At 69.7% G+C, this 19,937-nt stretch carries 12 protein-coding genes; 4 read left to right on the forward strand and 8 right to left on the reverse strand.

Features of this window, described 5'->3' with window-relative positions; translation table 11 throughout:
* Window positions 1-100: 100 nt before the first annotated feature.
* The 7 genes from ACFZDI_RS31000 to ngcE all read right to left on the reverse strand — a co-directional run bounded on the left by ACFZDI_RS31000 (window position 101) and on the right by ngcE (window position 8,780).
* Window positions 101-1,393, reverse strand: coding sequence for a sugar ABC transporter permease (locus ACFZDI_RS31000; RefSeq protein ID WP_234846495.1), 1,293 nt, complete (start codon window positions 1,391-1,393; stop codon window positions 101-103).
* The gene (locus tag ACFZDI_RS31005) at window positions 1,390-2,181 is read right to left on the reverse strand and encodes an ATP-binding cassette domain-containing protein (RefSeq protein ID WP_234846496.1); all 792 of its coding nucleotides are present in this window, start codon (window positions 2,179-2,181) and stop codon (window positions 1,390-1,392) included. The genes ACFZDI_RS31000 and ACFZDI_RS31005 overlap by 4 nt, the downstream gene beginning before the upstream one ends.
* 189 nt (window positions 2,182-2,370) lie before the next feature.
* Entirely contained in the window at window positions 2,371-3,471 is a 1,101-nt protein-coding gene (locus tag ACFZDI_RS31010; protein WP_234846499.1) for a sugar ABC transporter substrate-binding protein, read from the reverse strand.
* A 133-nt stretch (window positions 3,472-3,604) separates the two neighbouring features.
* Window positions 3,605-4,816 carry an ROK family protein gene (locus tag ACFZDI_RS31015; RefSeq protein ID WP_391255022.1) on the reverse strand — a complete coding sequence of 404 codons (1,212 nt, stop codon included), beginning with the start codon at window positions 4,814-4,816 and terminating at the stop codon, window positions 3,605-3,607.
* Between the two features lie 617 nt (window positions 4,817-5,433).
* A complete protein-coding gene (locus ACFZDI_RS31020; protein WP_234847196.1) occupies window positions 5,434-6,357 on the reverse strand; it encodes a carbohydrate ABC transporter permease in 924 nt (307 codons plus the stop codon).
* A gap of 3 nt (window positions 6,358-6,360) precedes the next feature.
* Window positions 6,361-7,287, reverse strand: coding sequence for a carbohydrate ABC transporter permease (locus ACFZDI_RS31025; RefSeq protein WP_221755178.1), 927 nt, complete (start codon window positions 7,285-7,287; stop codon window positions 6,361-6,363).
* A 38-nt stretch (window positions 7,288-7,325) separates the two neighbouring features.
* Window positions 7,326-8,780, reverse strand: a complete 1,455-nt coding sequence (ngcE, locus tag ACFZDI_RS31030; RefSeq protein WP_234847198.1) for an N-acetylglucosamine/diacetylchitobiose ABC transporter substrate-binding protein — start codon at window positions 8,778-8,780, stop codon at window positions 7,326-7,328.
* Between the two features lie 367 nt (window positions 8,781-9,147).
* Here ngcE and ACFZDI_RS31035 point away from each other — a divergent pair, with 367 nt between their 5' ends.
* Window positions 9,148-12,945: a GH92 family glycosyl hydrolase gene (locus ACFZDI_RS31035; RefSeq protein WP_391255027.1), complete on the forward strand. Its 3,798-nt coding sequence runs from the start codon at window positions 9,148-9,150 to the stop codon at window positions 12,943-12,945.
* A 514-nt stretch (window positions 12,946-13,459) separates the two neighbouring features.
* On the opposite strand, the gene ACFZDI_RS31040 is transcribed toward ACFZDI_RS31035, so the two are convergent.
* Complete coding sequence (locus tag ACFZDI_RS31040; RefSeq protein ID WP_234847237.1) at window positions 13,460-13,888, reverse strand: MmpS family transport accessory protein; 429 nt, start codon at window positions 13,886-13,888, stop codon at window positions 13,460-13,462.
* Window positions 13,889-14,234: 346 nt separating this feature from the next.
* On the opposite strand from ACFZDI_RS31040, the gene ACFZDI_RS31045 reads away from it, so the two are divergent.
* The 3 genes from ACFZDI_RS31045 to ACFZDI_RS31055 all read left to right on the forward strand — a co-directional run bounded on the left by ACFZDI_RS31045 (window position 14,235) and on the right by ACFZDI_RS31055 (window position 19,932).
* Window positions 14,235-15,311 carry a lytic polysaccharide monooxygenase gene (locus tag ACFZDI_RS31045; RefSeq protein WP_234847200.1) on the forward strand — a complete coding sequence of 359 codons (1,077 nt, stop codon included), beginning with the start codon at window positions 14,235-14,237 and terminating at the stop codon, window positions 15,309-15,311.
* Between the two features lie 623 nt (window positions 15,312-15,934).
* Window positions 15,935-18,850, forward strand: a complete 2,916-nt coding sequence (locus ACFZDI_RS31050) for a SpoIIE family protein phosphatase (RefSeq protein WP_391255268.1) — start codon at window positions 15,935-15,937, stop codon at window positions 18,848-18,850.
* The gene (locus ACFZDI_RS31055) at window positions 18,850-19,932 is read left to right on the forward strand and encodes a substrate-binding domain-containing protein (RefSeq protein WP_391255031.1); all 1,083 of its coding nucleotides are present in this window, start codon (window positions 18,850-18,852) and stop codon (window positions 19,930-19,932) included. Before ACFZDI_RS31050 ends, ACFZDI_RS31055 begins: the two co-directional genes overlap by 1 nt.
* Window positions 19,933-19,937 lie beyond the last annotated feature (5 nt).

The raw sequence follows: 19,937 nt of genomic DNA on the forward strand, positions 1-19,937 counted from the left end.
CGTACGTCACGCGTTCGGCTCTACCCATGGTGCGCCACGGCCACGACACAGCTGTGCCCGGCACCTGTGGGGTACCGGGCACAGGAGGTGTCACTCAGCGCTAGGCGCGCCCTGCGGTCTTCTGCGTCTTCCGGGTGACGGCGTCGATCACGACCGTGGCCAGCAGCACACCACCGGTGATCATGTACTGCACCGGAGAGGCGATGCCCTCCAGGGCGAGGCCGTACTGGATGGACACGATCACCAGGACACCCAGCAGGGCGTTCCAGGTGCGTCCCCGGCCACCGAACAGCGAGGTGCCGCCGATGACCGCCGCGGCGATCGCGTTCATCAGCAGGTCACCGCCACCGGCGCCCTGGTTGGCCGCCGCGATCTTGGAGGCGATGAACAGGCCGCCGACCGCGGCGAAGGTGCCGGAGATCGCGAACACCGAGATCCGGACCATCTCCACGTTGATGCCGGCGCGGCGGGACGCCTCGACGCTGCCGCCGAGCGCGAACACCTTCCGGCCGTACGACGTACGGCGCAGCACGAAGTCCGTGACCAGCAGCACCGCGATGAAGATGACCACCGCGAGCGGCAGGCCCTTGTACTGGTTGAAGACGACGGCGACGGTGAAGGAGACCACCGCCAGCAGCACCGTCCGCATGATGGTGTCACTCAGCGGCCGGGAGGGCACGCCGGCGGCCTCGCGGCGCCGGTTGCCGAAGAAGGAGCTGACGAAGAACCCGGCGGTCACCACCGCGGCCAGCGCGTACGCGGCGGCCACGTCGGAGAAGTAGTAGCTGGTCAGCTGGGCCACGACCCCGTCCGGGTCGAGGTTGATGGTGCCGTTGTCGCCGAGGATCTGGAGCATGAAGCCGTTCCAGAACAGCAGACCGGCCAGGGTGACGGCGAAGGCGGGGACGCCGATCTTCGCGAAGAAGAAGCCATGCAGCACACCGGCGACCGTGCCGGTGAGGATGGACAGCACGAAGGCGAGCCACTCGTTCATGCCGTTGGTGACGTTCAACACCGCGAAGCTGGCGCCCGCGACACCGGACACCGATCCGACCGACAGGTCGATCTCGCCGAGCAGCAGCACGAACACGATTCCGACGGCGATCATGCCCGTGCCGACCATGGCGACGGACATGTCGGACAGGTTGCCCGCGGTGAGGAAGTTGGAGTTCAGGCTCGTGAAGATGAGCCAGATGATCGCCAGGCCGATGACGACCGGGATGGAGCCCAGGTCACCGGACTTCACCTTCCGCTTGAATTCGCTGACGTAGCCCTTGAGGCCCTGCTCACGGACCAGCAGCCGGGGGTCGACCACCGTGACGGCCGCCTTGGCCGCCTCGGGGTTCTCCACGACGTGCTCGTCCGGAGCCGCGGAGGTCTTGTCGATGCTCACTTGGAAACCTCCCCGTTCGTGCGCGCCGCACGGCGGGTCACGGCGTTGTCGGTGGCGCCCGTGATGGCGGAGATGATCTCCTCCTGCGAGGTCGACTTGACCTCGAAGACGCCGTTGTTGCGGCCGAGGCGCAGCACCGCGACCTTGTCCGCGACGGCCTTCACGTCGGCCATGTTGTGGCTGATGAGGATCACGGCGTGGCCGCGCTCGCGCAGCCGCTCGACCAGGTCGAGGACCTGCGCGGTCTGCTCGACGCCGAGGGCGGCGGTGGGCTCGTCGAGGATGACCAGCTTGGGCTCGCCGAGCATGGAACGGGCGATGGCCACGGTCTGGCGCTGACCGCCGGAGAGCGAGGCGATCGGGATGCGCACGCTGGGGATGCGGATCGACAGCGTGTCGAGCAGCTCGCGGGAGCGGCGCTCCATCTCCACCTCGTCCAGGACGCCGCGCTTGCGGATCTCCCGGCCCAGGTAGAGGTTGCCGACGACGTCGATGTTGTCGCAGAGCGCGAGGTCCTGGTAGACGGTCGCGATGCCCAGGTTCTGGGCGTCGTGCGGCTTGTTGATCTGGACGGACCTGCCGTCCCATTCGATGAGGCCCTCATCGATGGGGTGCACGCCGGCGATCGTCTTGACCAGCGTGGACTTTCCGGCGCCGTTGTCGCCCACCAGGGCGACCACTTCACCGGCGTGGACCTCAAGCTCTACGTCGGTGAGCGCCTGAACGGCACCGAATCGCTTGGAGACCCCGCGCAACGCCAGCACGGGCGTAGCGGACACGTGAACCATCTCCTTCGCCGCCTGACCCGGCGGGAGGTTGTGCAGAAGGGTGGGAGGAGTGATCACTCCGGCGCCCCGCATAGCTTGCGGGGCTGATGTGGCGGGGCGCCGGAGGAACTCGGGGGCAGCCGGTCCCTGTCCGCGGCTCACGGGAGTCCGCGGGCGGACTCCCGTGGCCCCGGGGGACCTTACGGCTGCTTAGCTGAGACCGGCCTTGTCGCAGGCGGCCTTGAACTTGCCCGCGCAGATCTCGTTCACGGTGTAGATGCCGTCCTTGATGACGGTGTCCTTGATGTTGTCCTTGGTCAGCGAGACGACCGGGACGAGGACCGACGGGACGGCCTTGTTGGTCGGGCTGTCGACCTTGTCCTTGGCGATCGAGTCGAGCGACTTGCCCTGCGCGAGGGCGACGGCCATCTCGGCCGCGACGTCCGCCTCCTGCGGGTAGGGCTTGTAGACGCTCATGTACTGCTCACCGGTGACGATGCGCTGCACACCCGCGAGCTCGGCGTCCTGGCCGGTGACCGGGACGTCGGCGATGCCGGCGGCCTTCAGGGCGGTGATGATGCCGCCCGCCATGCCGTCGTTGGCGGAGTAGACGCCGACGATCTTGTCCTTGCCGAGGGCGGAGATGGCGCCCTCCATGTTGGCGTTGGCGTTCTCCGGCTTCCACTCCTTGGTGTCGTACTCGCGGCCGATCTTCACCTTGCCGTCGAGCACGGAGTGCGCGCCCTGCTTGAACTGGGCGGCGTTCGGGTCGGTGGAGGACCCGTTCATCATGACGATCTGGCCGTCCTTGGCCTTGCCGCCGAGGGCCTTCAGCAGGGCCTCGCCCTGGGTCTTGCCGACGGTGACGTTGTCGAACGAGGTGTAGGCGTCGATCGGGCCCTCGGCCAGACGGTCGTAGGCGACGACGGGGATGCCCGCGTCCTTGGCCTTCTTCACCGAGCCGGCGATGGCCTTGGAGTCCACCGCGTCCACGATCAGCACGTCGACCTTGTTGGTCACCATCGTGTCGACCTGCTGGTTCTGCGTGCTGGCGTCCTGCTTGGCGTTGGCGTAGACGACCTCGCCCTTGCCGTCGGTGAGCTCCTTGACCTTCTTCTCGATGAGCGGACGGTCGAACTTCTCGTAACGGGCGGTCGCGTTCTCCGGAAGGAGCAGGCCGACCTTGATGTCGTCGCCCTTCTTGGCGGACCCGGAGGAATCGGCCTTGTCGCCCGACTCCTTGGCGCTGCCACAGGCAGCAAGCGAAACGGCCATCGCACCGGCGGCAACGGCAACAGCGGCGCGACGCATACGCGTGTTCACTTCAGAAACCTCCCTGACGAGGCCGCGACATTGCGGCCGAGGTGGCTGGAAGTCAACTCGGCCACACGTGCGACGTCAAGAAGTAAATCCTTAACGAGATGGCAACGGTGCCATCCGTTCTCTAAGTGAAGGCAGGGGTGGCCGCCTTCAGTGCGGCCGGGGCAGTTCCGTCAAGAAGGGTCGAATCACCCATCTCGCTGAGGGCGAGAGCGAGCGCTCCGAGCACCTCCGCACGGCCGCCGAGGGCGCCTGGGAGAACGGACAACTGGCGTGCCGCACTGGGGATCGCGTAGCGGCCGACGGACTCCCGGATCGGCCCGAGCACCAGCTCACCGGCCTCGGCGAGATCACCGCCGAGGACCACCCGGCTCGGGTTCAGAAGGTTGCAGAGATTGGCCACTCCACTGCCGATATGGCGGCCGACGTCGGCGATCACCCGACGACAGCCCGGGTCTCCGTCCCGTGCGAGCCGTACGACGCCCTCCATGGTCAGATCGGTGCCGTGACTGGACTGGAGGAGCGGGAGCACGTACCGCGCGGCCGCGAAGGTCTCCAGGCAGCCGCGGTTGCCGCAGCGGCAGACCGGGCCGGATTCATCAAGTGTAATATGTCCGATTTCTCCGGCGGTGCCGCCGGGTCCCCGGTAGATCCTGCCGTCTATCACCAGACCGGCGCCGACACCGCTGGCCACCTTGATGTAGGCCAGGTCGCGGACACCTCGGCCGCTGCCCCAGACCATTTCGCCGAGGGCGCCGAGGTTGGCGTCGTTGTCCACGTGCACGGGGACGCCCAGGCGGTCGCGGAGCTCCTCGGCGGGCTTGGTGCCGGTCCAGCCGGGGAGGATCGCGGTCGAGCCGAGCGTGCCGGACTCGACGTCGATGGGGCCGGGGACGCCGAGGCCGACGCCGGCGATCTTGGAGCGGTCCACGCCGGTGGCTTCGATCAGGCGTGTGACCAGCTGTTCCGCGCGGTCGAAGCCCTGGGTGGACGAGGCATCGACGTCGAGGGGCTCGGATTCCTCGGCAAGGACCTGGTGGGCGAGGTTGCCGATGGCGACGCGGAGGTGGGTGTGGCCGAAGTCAACGCCGATGACGATGCCGGCGTCGCCGCTCAGCGACACGCTGCGGGCCCTTCGGCCGCCGGCGGAGGTCGGTGTGACCTCGACGGTGCCGCCGTCCTTCAACTCCCGGACGATGTTGGAGACCGTCGCCGCGGACAGGCCTGTCGTCCGTGCGATCTCGGCCTGGGTGAGGGAGCCGGCGAGGCGCACGGCTCGTACGACCCGCTCCAGGTTGGCTCGGTGCAGCGACGACTGCGACCCCGGAGTCTCCACGACGACCTCCTGCGCACGGGGCCGCTTCGATGAGGCCCCGTCTATGTCCAACTAGTGAACTCTAAGCTGAGCCGTTCGGGTCGCCTCCCGTCAAGAGGTTGAGCTGATTCCGGGGGGTATGCGGGCGGTTGCGGAGGGCTACGTCGTGGTTTGCGCTTTCTGTCGCGGGGGTGGTGTGGGGGCGGGGGTGGGGGCGCGTGCTTGCGCCTTGCGCCGGGGGTGGGGGCGCGTGCTTGCGCCTTGCGCCCGGTGGGGGCGCGTGCTTGCGCCTTGCGCCGGGGGTGGGGGCGCGTGCTTGCGCCTTGCGCCCGGTGGGGGCGCGTGCTTGCGCCTTGCGCCCGGGGGTGGGTCGGGGCCGCGTCGGGGGGTGTCCGTCCTCGGAACGGCGCGATGGGGCTTCGTACCGACTGACTGGCGTCGACGCGCCAACCGCTGCGGGCGGACACCCCCCGACACGTCCCCTTCCGTTCGACGGCGGCCGCGGGTGTGTCGTGGCTGACCCCCCTGGCTACGGGCAGTCGTGCCGCTGGGGCGGCACGGGTGGGCGATGGGGGTCCGGCACCTCGTCGCGCCGAGCTGCGCCACGCCCCGGCGCCCGCCCCCCCCACCGGCCCGGGCTACTTCAGCGCACCGGCCGTCAGACCCTGCACCACCTGCCGCTGGAAGATGATGTACGCCGCCAGCACCGGCAGCATCGCCATCACCAGGCCCGCGAAGAGGCCCGACCAGTCGCCCTTGTAGCCCTGGCTGACCGCCAGCTGGACCAGGCCCTGGGTGAGGACCCGCTTGTCTGGGTCGGTGTTGAGGACCGTGGGGAGCATGTACTGGTTCCACTGGCCCAGGAAGTTGAAGATGCCCACGCTGATCAGACCCGGTTTGGCCATGGGCAGCATGATCTGGAAGAACGTACGGCTGTGGGACGCGCCGTCGACGAAGGCCGCCTCGGCGATCGACGTCGGCAGCGTGCGGAAGAACGCCGTGAGGAAGAACACCGTGAACGGCAGTGAGTAGGCGATGTACACCAGGATCAGGCCGTGGATGGTGTTCAGCAGCCCCATGTTGTTCACGACGTAGAACAGCGGGACCAGCGCGAGCATGATCGGAAAGCTCATGCCGCCGATGAACAGGAAGTAGATGAAGCGGTTGCCCGGGAAGTCGAAGCGGGCCAGGACATAGGCCGCCATGGAGCCCAGCACCAGGGTGCCGATGAGTGAACCGCCCACCACGAGGACCGTGTTGAGGAAGTAGTCGCTCATGTTGGCCTGGGTCCACGCCCGCGACCAGTTGTCGAAGTGCAGGGAGTCCGGGAGCGACCAGGGCGAGCTGAAGATGGAGCGGTCGTCCTTGAAGGACGTCATGACCGCCCAGAGCAGCGGCAGGACCACCATGAACGCCCAGATGACCAGGACGCCGTGGGAGAAGACGTTGAGGACCGTGCCCTCCTTCTTCTCCTTCGCGGGAGAGGGCGGCTGGAGGTCCGTCTTGGTGATCGGTGCGCCGGACTCGGCCGGGAGCGGCGCGGGGGTCTCGGTCGTCTTCATCGGTCAGTACTCCAGCCGCTCGCGACGGCCCAGCCGCATCACCACGGCGGCGAAGGCCAGCGTGACGACGAGCAGGGCGACACCGATGGTGGTGGCGTAGGCGGCCTGCCCGTCACGGAACGCCTTCTGGTACACGTACAGGACCATGACGGTGGTCGAGTAGTCGGGACCGCCCGGCCCGGTCGTCATGATCTGCACGACCGCGAACGACTCGGCGCCCAGGGCGAGGATGCCCATGTAGACCCAGCCGGACTGCACCGTGTCCCACAGGAGGGGCAGGGTGACCCGGAAGAAGGTGGTGACGCGGTTCGCGCCGTCCAGGAGCGCCGCCTCGTACATCTCCGCCGGGATGGAGGCCATGCCGGCGGAGAAGAGGACCACGAAGAAGCCGACCGTGGACCAGACGAGGACCCCCATCACCGCCCAGAGGGCCAGATCGGGGTCGCCCAGCCAGAGCGGCTGGACGTCGTCCAGGCCGATGCCGCGCAGGAGCGAGTTGATCGCGCCGCTGTCCGGGTTGTACGCGAACGCGAACAGCAGCGCGACGATGGCGATCGAGAGGACCTGCGGGAAGAAGTAGACGATCTTGTAGAAGCCGGAGCCGCGGACGCCGGTGACGACAGGACCGTTTCTCCGTTTCCTGCCGCCCACATTGATCATGAAGGCGAAGAACAGCGCGAGGCCGATCGTCACCACCGGCAGCAGGAGGGCGAACAGCAGGCTGTGCTGCAACGACTTCCAGAAGATGTCGTCGTCGAGCATGCGGCTGTAATTGTCGAAACCGACCATCTTGAATTCGGGGCTCAGGCCGGTCCAGTCCGTGAACGAGTAGTAGATGGACTGGATGAACGGCCAGACCACGAAGAGCGCGTACAGTCCCAGGGGCAACGCGAGGAAGCCCACGATGAACCGGTACTTGCCGTGCTGCATCGCCACTCCGGTGCCGTGTGCGGAATTGTGTTGTGCCGTTACTGGTGCTTGTAGTGCTTGATGGAGTCGTCCTTGGCGGTCTCGTCGGCGAAGCCCTGGATCTTCTTGATGGCCTCGGCGGGAGTCAGGCGGCCGGCCATCATCTCGCCCAGGCCGGAAACGCCGATCTTCTCCTTCTGCAACTGCACGTACCAGTCCTGCATACGGGGATTCACCACGTTCTCGCCGGCCTTGTCCAGTGCCGCGACACCGGATTTCAGACCGGGGGTGAGAGCGATGCCGTCGGTGCCGCCGTTGTACGCGGTCAGCGACTTCACCTTGCCGGTGAAGTTCTTCGACGAGGCCTCGCTGAGCATGATGCGCAGCTGCTCCATGCCGCCGGCGGCGTTCTTCGCCTTGGCCGGGACGATGAAGGGCTCGCCGCCGGAGGCCCAGATGGTGCCGAACGGCAGCTTGTCCGAGGAGTCGAGGCCGGTGGGCGCGGAAACGGCCAGGTCGAAGTCCTTCGGAATGACGTTCGCCGACTCGTTCTCGACCCACGAGCCGTTGGGGATGAACAGCGCCTTGCCCTCGGCCCACGCGGTCTGCGACTGGATGTGGTCCAGGCCCGGGGTGCCCTTGAGGACGTAGCCCTTCTTGTAGAGCTCGTAGTACGCCTCGAAGCAGGCCTTGACGGCCGGGTGCTTCCAGGCGTTCGGCTCCAGGTTGTCGATCGCGTCGAGGACTTCGCGGCCGCCGACCTTGCCGATCATCGGGTAGAGCGAGAAGGGGAGGTAGTAGGGGTATTTGCCCGCGTACGTCCAGCCCGCCATGCCCTTCTTCTTGGCCTTGGCGCAGACCGCGAGCATCTGGTCCCAGGTCTCGGGGTACTGCTCGTCGAGCGAGTCCAGGGCCTTCTGCGAGTACCAGACGCCGTACACCGTGTAGGCGTAGTAGAGGATCCAGACCTTCTCGCCGTCGAACTGGCCCATCTCCACGATGCCGGGGCGCAGCGTGTCGCGGACCTTCTTGTTCGGGTCGTCGTAGGAGGGCGCGTCCAGCAGCGGGGTGAGGTCGGTGAGCTGGTTCTTGCCGACCAGGACGCCCATGTCCATCTGCTCGGCGCCGGAGTTGTCGATGAGGTCCGGCGGGGTGCCCTGGTTGAAGCGGGGCTGGAGCGTGGACTGGATCTTCTGGGTGGCGGAGAACTTCACCGAGGCCTTGGGGAAGTTCTTCTCGTAGATCTTCACGGCGTCCTCGGCGTACTCCTTGCCGAAGCCACCGTCGAACAGGACGAATTCCATGCCGGCCGTGTCGTTGACGGCGAGCGGGTTCTTCGCGGTCTTCTTGCCTGCTTTGGCCTTGTCCCCGCTGTCGTCGCCGCCGCTACTGGCACAGGCGGACAGGAAGCTCATGGTGGGGACGGAGATCAGCCCGAGCGCGGCGGACCTCTTGATCAGATCACGGCGGCCGACGCCTTCGGTGCCGTGGTGCTCGGCGGAAGTGGATCCCATGCTCAAGTCCTCGCCTTCTCCAGGACTCAGGCGGTGAACCGGATCCCTCCCGGCACCGCGATCGGGTCAAGCTGGGTCGTGCAGGAAGTGCGGGTGCTGACGTGCGGATCGTGTGAAGCGTCCGACAGGTATAGTCCACTTCACGCCAGCGGATCAAGATCGAACGCAAGGTTGGCCGTGGGTCTTATCCGAGTTGAGACCTCGCGGAAGTATGCGGGGCCTGCGGGTGCTCCGCCGGAAATATCCCGGTCGCCGCGCCCGAATGCCGCAGGCAACACCCTTGACACTCCTCGCCACTTGGGCAACTACTGGTCCTTGCGCATCGAAGGTGACAACGTTGTCCACTGCGCAGGGAGGGTACCCGTTGATGCAGCGGAAAGCTCGGCACAGATGGGGTTCGGCGGTCGTGTCGGCGACCGCCTTCGCTTTGACCCTGGGTTCGCAGGGCATTGCGGTCGCACTGCCGCAGGCCCCGGGAAAAACCGATCGGGAATTCGCGTCCTCCTTCGAGGCGGACGACCCGGTTCCGGACTGGGTGAACACCGTCGACACCGGCCCGGACGGCACCAAGCGGGCCTCCGGAGTCGACGGCGGCTACAGCAGCGGCATACCGGGCAATGTGACCGGTCAGGTCACCGACGTCCGGGCGAGTGCCGAGAACACGGGCGGCGGCGAGGTGAAGGAGAACCTCGTCGACGGCGAGCCGAGCACCAAGTGGCTCGCCTTCGCACCGACCGGCTGGGCCGAGTTTGATCTGGACAAACCGGTGAAATTAGCACGCTATGCGCTGACGTCGGCCAACGACCACGACGAGCGCGACCCGAGGGACTGGACCCTGAAGGGCTCCGCCGACGGCAAGGAGTGGAAGACGCTCGACGCCCGCTCCGGCGAGTCCTTCTCCGAGCGGTTCCAGACGAAGACGTACGACTTCGCCGAACCCGGTGAGTACCGGCACTTCCGGCTGGACGTCACCCGGAACAACGGCGGCGACATCCTCCAGCTCGCCGACCTCCAGTTGTCCACGGGCGGCACCGACGGGCCCGTCCCACCGGACATGCTCTCCCTGGTCGACCGCGGCCCGAGCGGCTCCCCCACCGCGAAAGCGGGCGCCGGGTTCACCGGAAAGCGCGCCCTGCGGTACGCCGGCCGGCACACCGCGGAAGGCCGGGCGTACTCGCACAACAAGATCTTCGACGTGAACGTGGCCGTCGGCCGGGACACGCGGCTGGCCTATCGCATCTTCCCGTCGATGGCGGACGGTGACCTGGACTACGACGCCACGAACGTATCCGTCGACCTCGCCTTCACCGACGGCACCCACCTGAGCGACCTGGGCGCCACCGACCAGCACGGCTTCCCGCTGACCCCGCGGGGACAGGGCGCGGCGAAGATCCTCTACGTCAACCAGTGGAACAACGTGGCGGCATGGATCGGCTCGGTCGCGGCCGGGAAGACTGTGGACCGGATCCTGGTGGCGTACGACTCCCCCGAGGGCCCGGCCAAGTTCCGGGGCTGGCTGGACGACGTGAGCATCGGATCCGTCGCCCCCGAGCGGCCGAAGGCGCACCTGTCGGACTACGCGGTGACGACCCGCGGCACGAACTCCAGCGGCGGCTTCTCACGCGGCAACAACTTCCCGGCGACGGCCGTGCCGCACGGCTTCAACTTCTGGACTCCGGTGACCAACGCCGGTTCGCTGAGCTGGCTGTACGACTACGCGCGTGCGAACAACGCGGACAACCTGCCGACGATCCAGGCGTTCAGCGCGAGCCACGAACCGAGCCCCTGGATGGGCGACCGGCAGACCTTCCAGGTGATGCCTTCGGCGGCCGCCGGGACCCCGGAGTACGGGCGGGACGCGCGGGAGCTGGCCTTCCGGCACGAGAACGAGACGGCTCGGCCGTACTACTACGGGGTGCGGTTCGAGAACGGTTTGAAGGCCGAGATGGCGCCGACGGACCACGCGGCGGTGCTGCGCTTCACCTACCCCGGCGACGACGCGAGCGTCCTCTTCGACAACGTGACGGACCAGGCAGGGCTGACCCTCGACAAGGAGAACGGCGTCGTCACCGGCTACTCGGACGTGAAGTCCGGGCTGTCGACGGGCGCGACCCGGCTCTTCGTGTACGGCGCGTTCGACAAGCCGGTGACGAAGGGCGACTCCAGCGGTGTCAAGGGCCACCTGCGTTTCGAGGCCGACGACCGGACCGTCACCCTGCGCCTGGCGACCTCGCTGATCAGCCTCGATCAGGCCGAGGACAACCTCCGCCAGGAGATCCCCGAGGGCCGGTCCTTCGAGGCGGTGAAGAAGAGCGCCCAGCGGCAGTGGGACCGGCTGCTGGGCAAGGTCGAGGTGGAGGGTGCGACCCCCGACCAGCTGACGACGCTGTACTCCAGCCTGTACCGGCTGTACCTGTACCCGAACTCCGGTTTCGAGAAGGTCGGCGGCACGCACCAGTACGCCTCGCCCTTCTCCCCCATGCCGAAGCCGGACACCCCGACGCACACCGGCGCGAAGATCGTCGACGGCAAGGTGTACGTCAACAACGGCTTCTGGGACACCTATCGGACGACCTGGCCCGCGTACTCCTTCCTCGCTCCGTCGCGGGCGGGTGAGCTGGTCGACGGGTTCGTGCAGCAGTACAAGGACGGCGGCTGGACCTCACGCTGGTCCTCCCCCGGTTACGCGGACCTCATGACGGGCACGTCCTCGGACGTGGCGTTCGCCGACGCGTACGTCAAGGGCGTGGACTTCGACGGGGAGACGGCGTACGAGGCGGCGGTGAAGAACGCGACGGTCGTGCCGCCCAACCCCGGCGTCGGCCGCAAGGGCATGACCACCTCCCCCTTCCTCGGCTACACCGGCACCGAGACCCACGAGGGCCTGTCCTGGGCGCTGGAGGGCTGTCTCAACGACTACGGCATCTCCCGCATGGGCCGGAAGCTGTACGAGGAGACCGGTGAGCGGCACTACAAGGAGGAGTCGGAGTACTTCCTGAACCGCGCCCGGGACTATGTGAACCTCTTCGACAAGAAGGCCGGGTTCTTCCAGGGCCGGAACGCCAAGGGCGACTGGCGGGTCGAGTCGTCGAAGTACGACCCGCGCGTCTGGGGCCACGACTACACCGAGACCAACGGCTGGGGATACGCCTTCACGGCCCCACAGGACAGCCGGGGCCTGGCCAACCTCTACGGCGGGCGCAAGGGCCTCGCCGACAAGCTGGACGCGTACCTCTCCACCCCCGAGACGGCCTCCCCCGAGTTCACCGGCTCCTACGGCGGTGTCATCCACGAGATGACCGAGGCGCGGGACGTGCGGATGGGCATGTACGGCCACTCCAACCAGGTGGCCCACCACGCCCTGTACATGTACGACGCGGCCGGGCAGCCCTGGAAGACGCAGAAGAACGTCCGCGAGGTGCTGTCCCGCCTGTACACGGGCAGTGAGATAGGGCAGGGCTACCACGGCGACGAGGACAACGGCGAGCAGTCGGCCTGGTTCCTGTTCTCCTCCCTCGGCTTCTACCCGCTGGTGATGGGCAGCGGTGAGTACGCGATCGGCTCGCCCCTGTTCACGAAGGCGACCGTGCATCTGGAGAACGGGCGCGAGCTGGTGGTGAAGGCGCCGCGGAACAGCGCGCGGAACGTGTACGTGCAGGGGCTGAAGGTCAACGGCCGTGCGTGGACCAAGACTTCGCTGCCGCACGCGCTGGTCGCCAAGGGCGGTGTCCTGGAGTTCGACATGGGCGCGCGGCCGTCGTCCTGGGGCACGGGCGAGCACGCCGCGCCCGTGTCGATCACCCGGGACGACGGGGTGCCGACGCCCCGTGCGGACGTGCTGAAGGGCGACGGCGCCCTGTTCGACGACACGTCGGCGACGGACGCCGCGGTGACCTCCGTGGACCTGCCGGTTCCGAAGGGCGCCGAGGCGGTCCAGTACACGCTGACCTCGTCGGCGGACCGGGCGAAGGCACCGGCCGGATGGACGCTCCAGGGCTCCTCCGACGGCACGAACTGGCGCACGCTGGACCGGCGCTCCGGGGAGTCCTTCGCGTGGGACAGACAGACCCGCGCGTTCTCCGTGAGGTCGCCGGCTACGTACGAGAGGTACCGCCTGGTCCTCGACGGTGAGGCCACCCTGGCGGAAGTCGAACTGCTCGCCTGAGCAGAGCAGCCGAGTTGGGGGCCGATGCCGCTTCCCGTGCCCGTCCTCCCGGAGGGCGTGGACCCGGCCTGGCTGCCGCCCGCCGCCTTCCGGGCGGTCGGCAGCCGGCGGACCCTGATCCAGGGCTCGGGCCCACGGGTGGAGACCGCGCACGGGAGGTGGCCGAGGCCCGCCGGCACTTCGGGGCCGAGGGCCAGGTCGAACGAGCCGTCCGGCCCGGCCCCTGTACGCCCTACGTTCAACGGGCACGAGTGCGGCGACGCGGTGGAGGTGCGGCGCCAACCGGACTGGTTGCGGGCGGTGTCGGGCGGACGACCGGACACGGGGGTCAGCGGCAAACGTGAGGCCTCCACCGGACCGACGGCGAGTGTGCCTCGGGCTGGCCGGAACCACACGGGATCAGCGGTACGCGGGAGGCATCAACCGGCTGCGTGCGAAGCGTCGTTGGGCGCACGGACATGCCCAGCAGCGGTGGCGCACCCGCAGGCCGCGCCCCCCTGCCGCGCCCTCTACGTCACCCCGTGACCGGGGACTCCGCGGTGCAGCCGCCGGCGCTCACCAGTCCCTTCGCGCTCTGCTCCTCGATCACCTTGCCCTTGTAGACGATCTTGCAGCTGACCTCGGCGCCTTCGGGGTCGGCGGCGACCGGCATGACCGCCGCCGGCATGATGCCGCGCAGCGTCACCGTCTTCTTCCAGGGCAGCTCGGGCTTCGAGACCGACTCGATCTTCGGGTCCATGGCCTTGCCCCCGCCGCCGTGGAACTCGATCGAGTCGACGTTCTTCCCCGTGACCTCGTACGTGACTTCGTAGGTCTCGTCCACCGCCTTGTCGACCTGGTCCACCGCTTCGGAGCATGCGGTGAGGCCGAAGGCGAGGCCTGCGGCGGCGACGGAACAGACGGCTGCACGGACAACGCGCGTCAAAGGATCCCCCCGGATCATGATGGTCGGGCCCGCAGCCAATCGCAAAGGGAGGGTCAAGTCAACTTCCTTTGTGCGCCGATCTGTTGGAGCAACCGCTCCCGGTCATCGACATAGGCGACGACGTGACGTGCGGGGCCGCCCTCGGCACCGCATCGACGGGGGAGCCCGCCCAGGTCCTCGCACGGGAGCCGTTTACATCTGCGCCGCCGGGCGCTAACTTCCGCAACAGGCGGGGTGGGAGCGCTCCCATCAACGGTGGACCGGAACCCGCCCGCGAGTCGCTCCCATCCCGCGCATCCGTGCACCCACATCCGCAGGCCCGTACCCCCACGAAACGGATGACACTGTCATGATCCTGACAAGAATGCCCGGAGGATCCACGCTGCCCCGACCGGCGCTCCCCGCCCGGGCCAGAGCCCTCTTCCTCGTGCTGCTCTCCCTCCTGGTCACCGTCCCGGCCATCGGCCTGGTCATGACGGCCGGTGGTGAGGCGGAGGCGCACGGCACCCCCATGAAGCCCGGCAGCCGCACCTTCCTGTGCTGGCAGGACGGGCTGACCGGCACCGGTGAGATCAAGCCGGTCAATCCCGCCTGCCGGGCCGCGCAGCAGGTCAGCGGCACCACGCCGTTCTACAACTGGTTCTCCGTGCTCCGTTCCGACGGCGCCGGCCGCACGCGGGGCTTCGTGCCGGACGGCGAGCTGTGCAGCGGCGGCAACACCAACTTCACCGGGTTCAACACGCCCGGCAAGGACTGGCCGCTCACCCATCTCACCTCGGGCGCGACCGTCGACTTCTCGTACAACGCCTGGGCGGCGCACCCGGGTTGGTTCCACGTCTACATCACGAAGGACGGCTTCGATCCGACCAAGGCGCTCACCTGGAACGACATGGAGGAGCGGCCGTTCCTGAGTGTCGACCACCCGCCGCTGAAGGGCTCCCCGGGCACGGTCGAGGCCAACTACTCCTGGACGGGCAGGCTCCCCGAGAACAAGTCGGGGCGCCACATCATCTACATGGTCTGGCAGCGCTCCGACAGCCAGGAAACCTTCTACTCCTGCTCCGACGTGGTCTTCGACGGCGGCAAGGGCGAGGTGACCGGGATCAAGGAGCCGGGCAACCCGTCCGAGCCGGTGCCCGGCACCTGCACGGCCACCCGCAGGACCACGGGCACCTGGAACGGCGGCCACCAGTCCGAGGTGACCGTCACCAACACCGGTACGGTGCCGATGCTCGGCTGGATGGTCGACTGGACGCTCCCGGCGGGCCAGAGGGTCGAGAGCCTGTGGAGCGGCAGCGCGACCTACAACGGCCAGGCGGTGATGGTCCACAACGCCAACTGGAACGGTTCCCTTGCGCCGGGCGGGAGCACGACGTTCGGCTACACCGTCTCCGGTTCGGGAGGTGACAGTACGAGCAGTCTGCCCTGCCGGGTGGGCTGAACCTCCAACCTCCGTACGGGGCGGGCCCGGGCGGCCGGCGAGCGTCGGATACCGGGTCCCCGATACAGGCCCGGGCGGCCGCCCGGGCCTGTATCGCGTCACCTGGCACCGGCACCTGGTCCGGCGCGGTGCGTCTCACGGCCGGGACGGTCGCCATGGCGGCGGCGTACCTCGCCGTGGCCCGGCTGATGGGGGTCGACGACGTGCGCGGCCTCGTCGGCCGACGGTGACGGCGCCCGGCCGACGGTGAGAGCGCCGGCCGCCCGAGGGGTCCGGCCCGGCCGGCTCCCTCGGGGGCGTCCGGCCCGGGAACGGAGGCCGGGTGCCCCATGTGTCCGAGATATCCAGGTGTGCGATTCTGTTGTGTGGGTGCCCTGCCGCTCATGTGCGGCGTGGATCCGCCATGGGAGGCGCGACCCCCGCGCCGCCGGTCCCGTGCCCGCGTCGTCGTCGCCTGAGTCCCGGGGACTCCCACCTGCCGGTGGCTGCGGGATGGACGGGAGGTGGATGCGGACATGCCCCATGACGGCGATGCCCGGGCCGCGATCCCCGGTCTTCGGGCGCCCGGGGACGGGGGCACCGGTCCGTCTCGTCCCGCCCCGGAGCAGGCCGCCCGGGCGCGGCTGCTGGCGTTCGCCGGGGTGGCGCTGGCAGCGGTGTACGTACGCGGCGAGGACGGGGCCGAACTCCGGCTGGTGGAGTCCGCCGGGGCCGAGGCCGAACAGTGGTACCGGTTGCCGGAACGGGTGACGCTGCCCGCTCCCGGGAAATCTCCCGGAGCGGGATCCGGCAGTTCCCCCGGGCCGGTGCCGGAGGCCGCTGCCCAAGGTGGCCCCTCCCACGGGGCCCGTCCCCGCGAAGCTTCCGCCCCCGGTGGCCGCTCCCCCGGGCCGACGCCGGAAGCGACACCATCCGCTGCCCGCGGTCACCCGTCCCACGACCCGGCTTCGCGGGCCCCTGCCCACGGTGGTCCCTCCCCCGGTGCCCGTCCCCGCCAAGCTCCCGTCGGCCCGGGCGCGGGCGGCGGTGCTCCTGCCGTCGCCGAGGCCTATCTGCGGGGGCGGCCCGTGTGGCTCCCGAGCGTGGTGCTCGCCGGGGCGGAGGGAGGCCTGGCCGCCTCCGCCCCGTTCGGTGTTGTGCCGCTGGGGGCCGCGGGCGGGTGGCTGGGGTGTCTCGTCGTGGTGGGAGAGACCGGGGAGGGGTTCGGGGCCGAGCAGCGGGAGTTCCTGGAGCGCTATGCCGAGGCCGTGGCCGCGCGGCTGCGGGGCGAGGCCGACCGCTCGGCGCCCTCGCCACTGCTGGACTCGGCCATGCGCGCCATGGGGGTGGGCTCCTTCGCCCTGTCGCCCGGCACCGGGCTGGTCGAGACGGACCCGGCCCTGCTCGAACTCGTCGGCATCCCCGAGGGCGGTTTCGACGGCAAGACCGACACGCTGCTGTCGGTGAGCGTCCCGGAGGACGTCCCCGCGCTGATGTCGGTCATCGAGCCGTCCGCGCAGACCCCGGGCCGGCGTGAGCTGGAGTTCCGCATCAGGCGGCCCACCGGTGAACTGTGCTGGCTGCGGCTCAACTGCCGGGTGCTGAAGGGTTCCGACGGCGCACCGGAGCGGGTGCTGGGCGTGGTCAGCGCGGCGCCCGTGCTGCGCCGCAGCGCCAGCGACGTGGCCCGGATCCAGTGGCTGACGGCCGCGCTCGACGACGCCACGACCGTCCGGGACGTCAGCCGTGTCGTCGTCGCCGCGTTGCGCGAGCCGCTGGGCGCCGACCGGGTGGCGCTCGCCGAACTGCTGGAGGACCGGCTGGCGGTCACCGTGCTCGATCCGCCGGGTGCCGGCGCCTGGCCGGAGCTGTGGCGCCGGGAGTGGCGCTCGGAGTGGCCCGACGCGCCGGTCACCGCCCTGCCCACGCTCCAGGCGGCGCTGCGGGACGGGCGGATGAGTCTGTGGCCGGCAGGTTCGGAGCTGGAACCGGGGCTCGCGGGGATCGGCCCCGGCGGGGTCGCCGTGCTGCCGCTGCCGGCCAGGAGCGGGGTGGCCGGGGTGTGTCTGGTCGGCTGGGACACCCCCCACGAGTTCGCCCCCGAGGAGCGGGCCCTGCTGACCGCGACCGCGGGCCTGGTCGGTCAGGCCCTGAAGCGCGCGCACGCCTACGACGCCGAGCAGGAGCTCGCGACGATGCTCCAGCGCAGTCTGCTGCCGCGCCGGCTCCCCCGGCTGCCCGGCGGCACGGCCGTGGCCCGCTATCTGCCCGCCCGGCGGGGACTCCAGGTGGGCGGTGACTGGTACGACGTGATCGCACTGTCGGAGAACAAGGTCGCCCTGGTCATCGGGGACGTGCAGGGCCACAGCGCGGGGGCCGCGACGATCATGGGCCAGATGCGTACGGCGGTCCGTGCCTACGCCGTGGAGGGGCATCCGCCGGACGTGGTCGTCGCGCACGCCAACCGGCTGCTCGTCGGCATGGAGACCGACCTGTTCGCCACCTGCTGCTACGCCGAACTGGACATGGAGGAGGGCAACGCGCTGTTCGTCCGGGCCGGGCACCTGGCCCCGCTGGTGCGGCACCCCGACGGCAGCACCGAGGAGATCGCCGTCGAGGGTGGACTCCCGTTGGGTGTCCTCGCGGAGGCCGAGTTCCCGCTGACGGCCCTCGCGCTCGCCCCGGGGTCGGTGCTCGCGCTCGTGACGGACGGTCTGGTCGAGTCGGCGGACCTCCAGGTGGACGAGGGGATGCGGATCGTGCGCCGGGCGCTCGCGGCGGCGGATCCCGCCGACCCGGGCCGGATGGCCGACGCCCTGCTCGGCGAGGCCGGGCGGCGCGAGGACGACGTGGCGGTGCTGCTGCTGCGTTACGACGGGATGCGGGTACGGCCGGTACGGGCGGGCTGGGTGGTGTGGCGGCTGCCGGACGCGGTGATGCACGCCCGCCGGTTCAGTGCGCGCACCCTGCGTTCGTGGGGCATCACCGAGGAGGCCGACACCGTCCTGCTGGTGGTGTCGGAGCTGGTCACGAACGCCCTGGTGCACACGCAGGGCGCGGTCCGGGTGGAGCTGACCCTGGCGGCGGACCGGCTGCGGGTGACGGTGGGCGACTCCTCACCGCGGGCGCCGGCCAAGCCGGTGGTCGTGGACTGGGAGTCGACGGGCGGGCGGGGGCTCTTCCTGGTCGAGGCCGTGTCGGCGGCCTGGGGTTCGGTGCCGGTGGGCGGCGGCAAGCAGGTGTGGAGCGAGATCGTGGTCACCCGCCGGGGGCCGGAGCCCGGTGAGGAGCCCGAAGAGGAGCCGGAGACCGAGCCGGAGGAGGAGCGCAGACCGGGCCGCGGCTGGGGTCTGGGCCGCGACCGGACCTGGGGCCTGGGCCGCAACCGGGACCGCCGCAGGACCCGCGAGCAGGGCCGGAGCCATGACGACGACCGGACGGGGGGACGCGAGGGCGAGCAGGCCGTCGGTCTCGACCGGGCCATGGAGCACATCGGTGACGGGGCCGCGGAGCCGTCCGCGCCCCCGCACCGGGACCGGTCCCCCGAGGGAGGTCGCTGATGCGCGGTCTGGGTCTGCGCGGTGCCGCCGGGCTGCTGGCGGTCCTCCTCGCCGTGTCCCTCACCGCGTGCGCCGACGGCGGCGGGGAGGGCGAGGGCGAACCGACCGTCGGGCTGCTGCTGCCGAGCCGGGCCGTGCCCCGGTGGGAGAAGTCCGACAGGCCCATGATCGAGAAGCGGCTCGAGGAGCTCTGCCCGGAGTGCCGGCTCCTGTACGCCAACGCCGAGAACGACGCGGCGAGCCAGCGGCAGCAGATGACCTCCATGATCACCCGGGGTGTCTCGGTCCTGCTGCTGGACGTCGTCGACCCCAAGGCCCTGCGCTCCTCGGTCCACGCGGCACAGCGCGAGGGCATCCCCGTCGTCGCCTACGACCGGCTCGCCGAGGGCCCGATCTCCGGTTTCGTCAGTTTCGACGGCGCCCGGGTCGGCAGGCTCCAGGGCCGGGCGCTCCTGGCGGGCATGAGCGCAAGGGCCGACGGCGGCGGTGTCGTCATGATGAACGGCGACCCGTCCAGCCCCAACGCCGCCTGGTACGAGGGCGGAGCGCGGTCCGTCCTCCAGGGCAAGGTCCGCATCCTGAAGTCGTACGACACCCTCGGGTGGCGTACGGAGAACGCGCACGACCACATGTCCGCCGCGATCAACGACCTCGGTCCGGCCGCGATCGACGGGGTGCTCGCGGCGAACGACTCCATCGCGGCCGGTGTCATCTCGGCTCTCAAGAGCGCCCGGGTCTCGCCGCTGCCGCCGGTGACCGGTCAGGACGCGGATCTCGACGCCGTGCGGCGGATCATCGAGGGCGAGCAGTACATGACCGTCTACAAGCCGTTCCGGCTGGAGGCCGAGGCGGCGGCCGCGATGGCGGTCGCCCTGGCGCGCGGCGACGACATCGACTCCCTGGTCACGACGAAGGTGGACAGCCCCACGACGAAGGACGTCCCGGCGATCCTGCTCACCCCGACCGCGGTCACGCGCGAGACGATCGGGCGGACGCTCGTCCGGGGCGGTGTCTACACGCTCGACCAGATCTGCACCCCGAAGCTCCGCCCGGCCTGTGCCCGGGCCGGACTCACCCGGTGAGCGAG

Origin of the sequence: Streptomyces sp. NPDC007907 (assembly GCF_042959365.1) — a bacterium.
In the GTDB taxonomy this organism is placed as follows: domain Bacteria; phylum Actinomycetota; class Actinomycetes; order Streptomycetales; family Streptomycetaceae; genus Streptomyces; species Streptomyces indiaensis.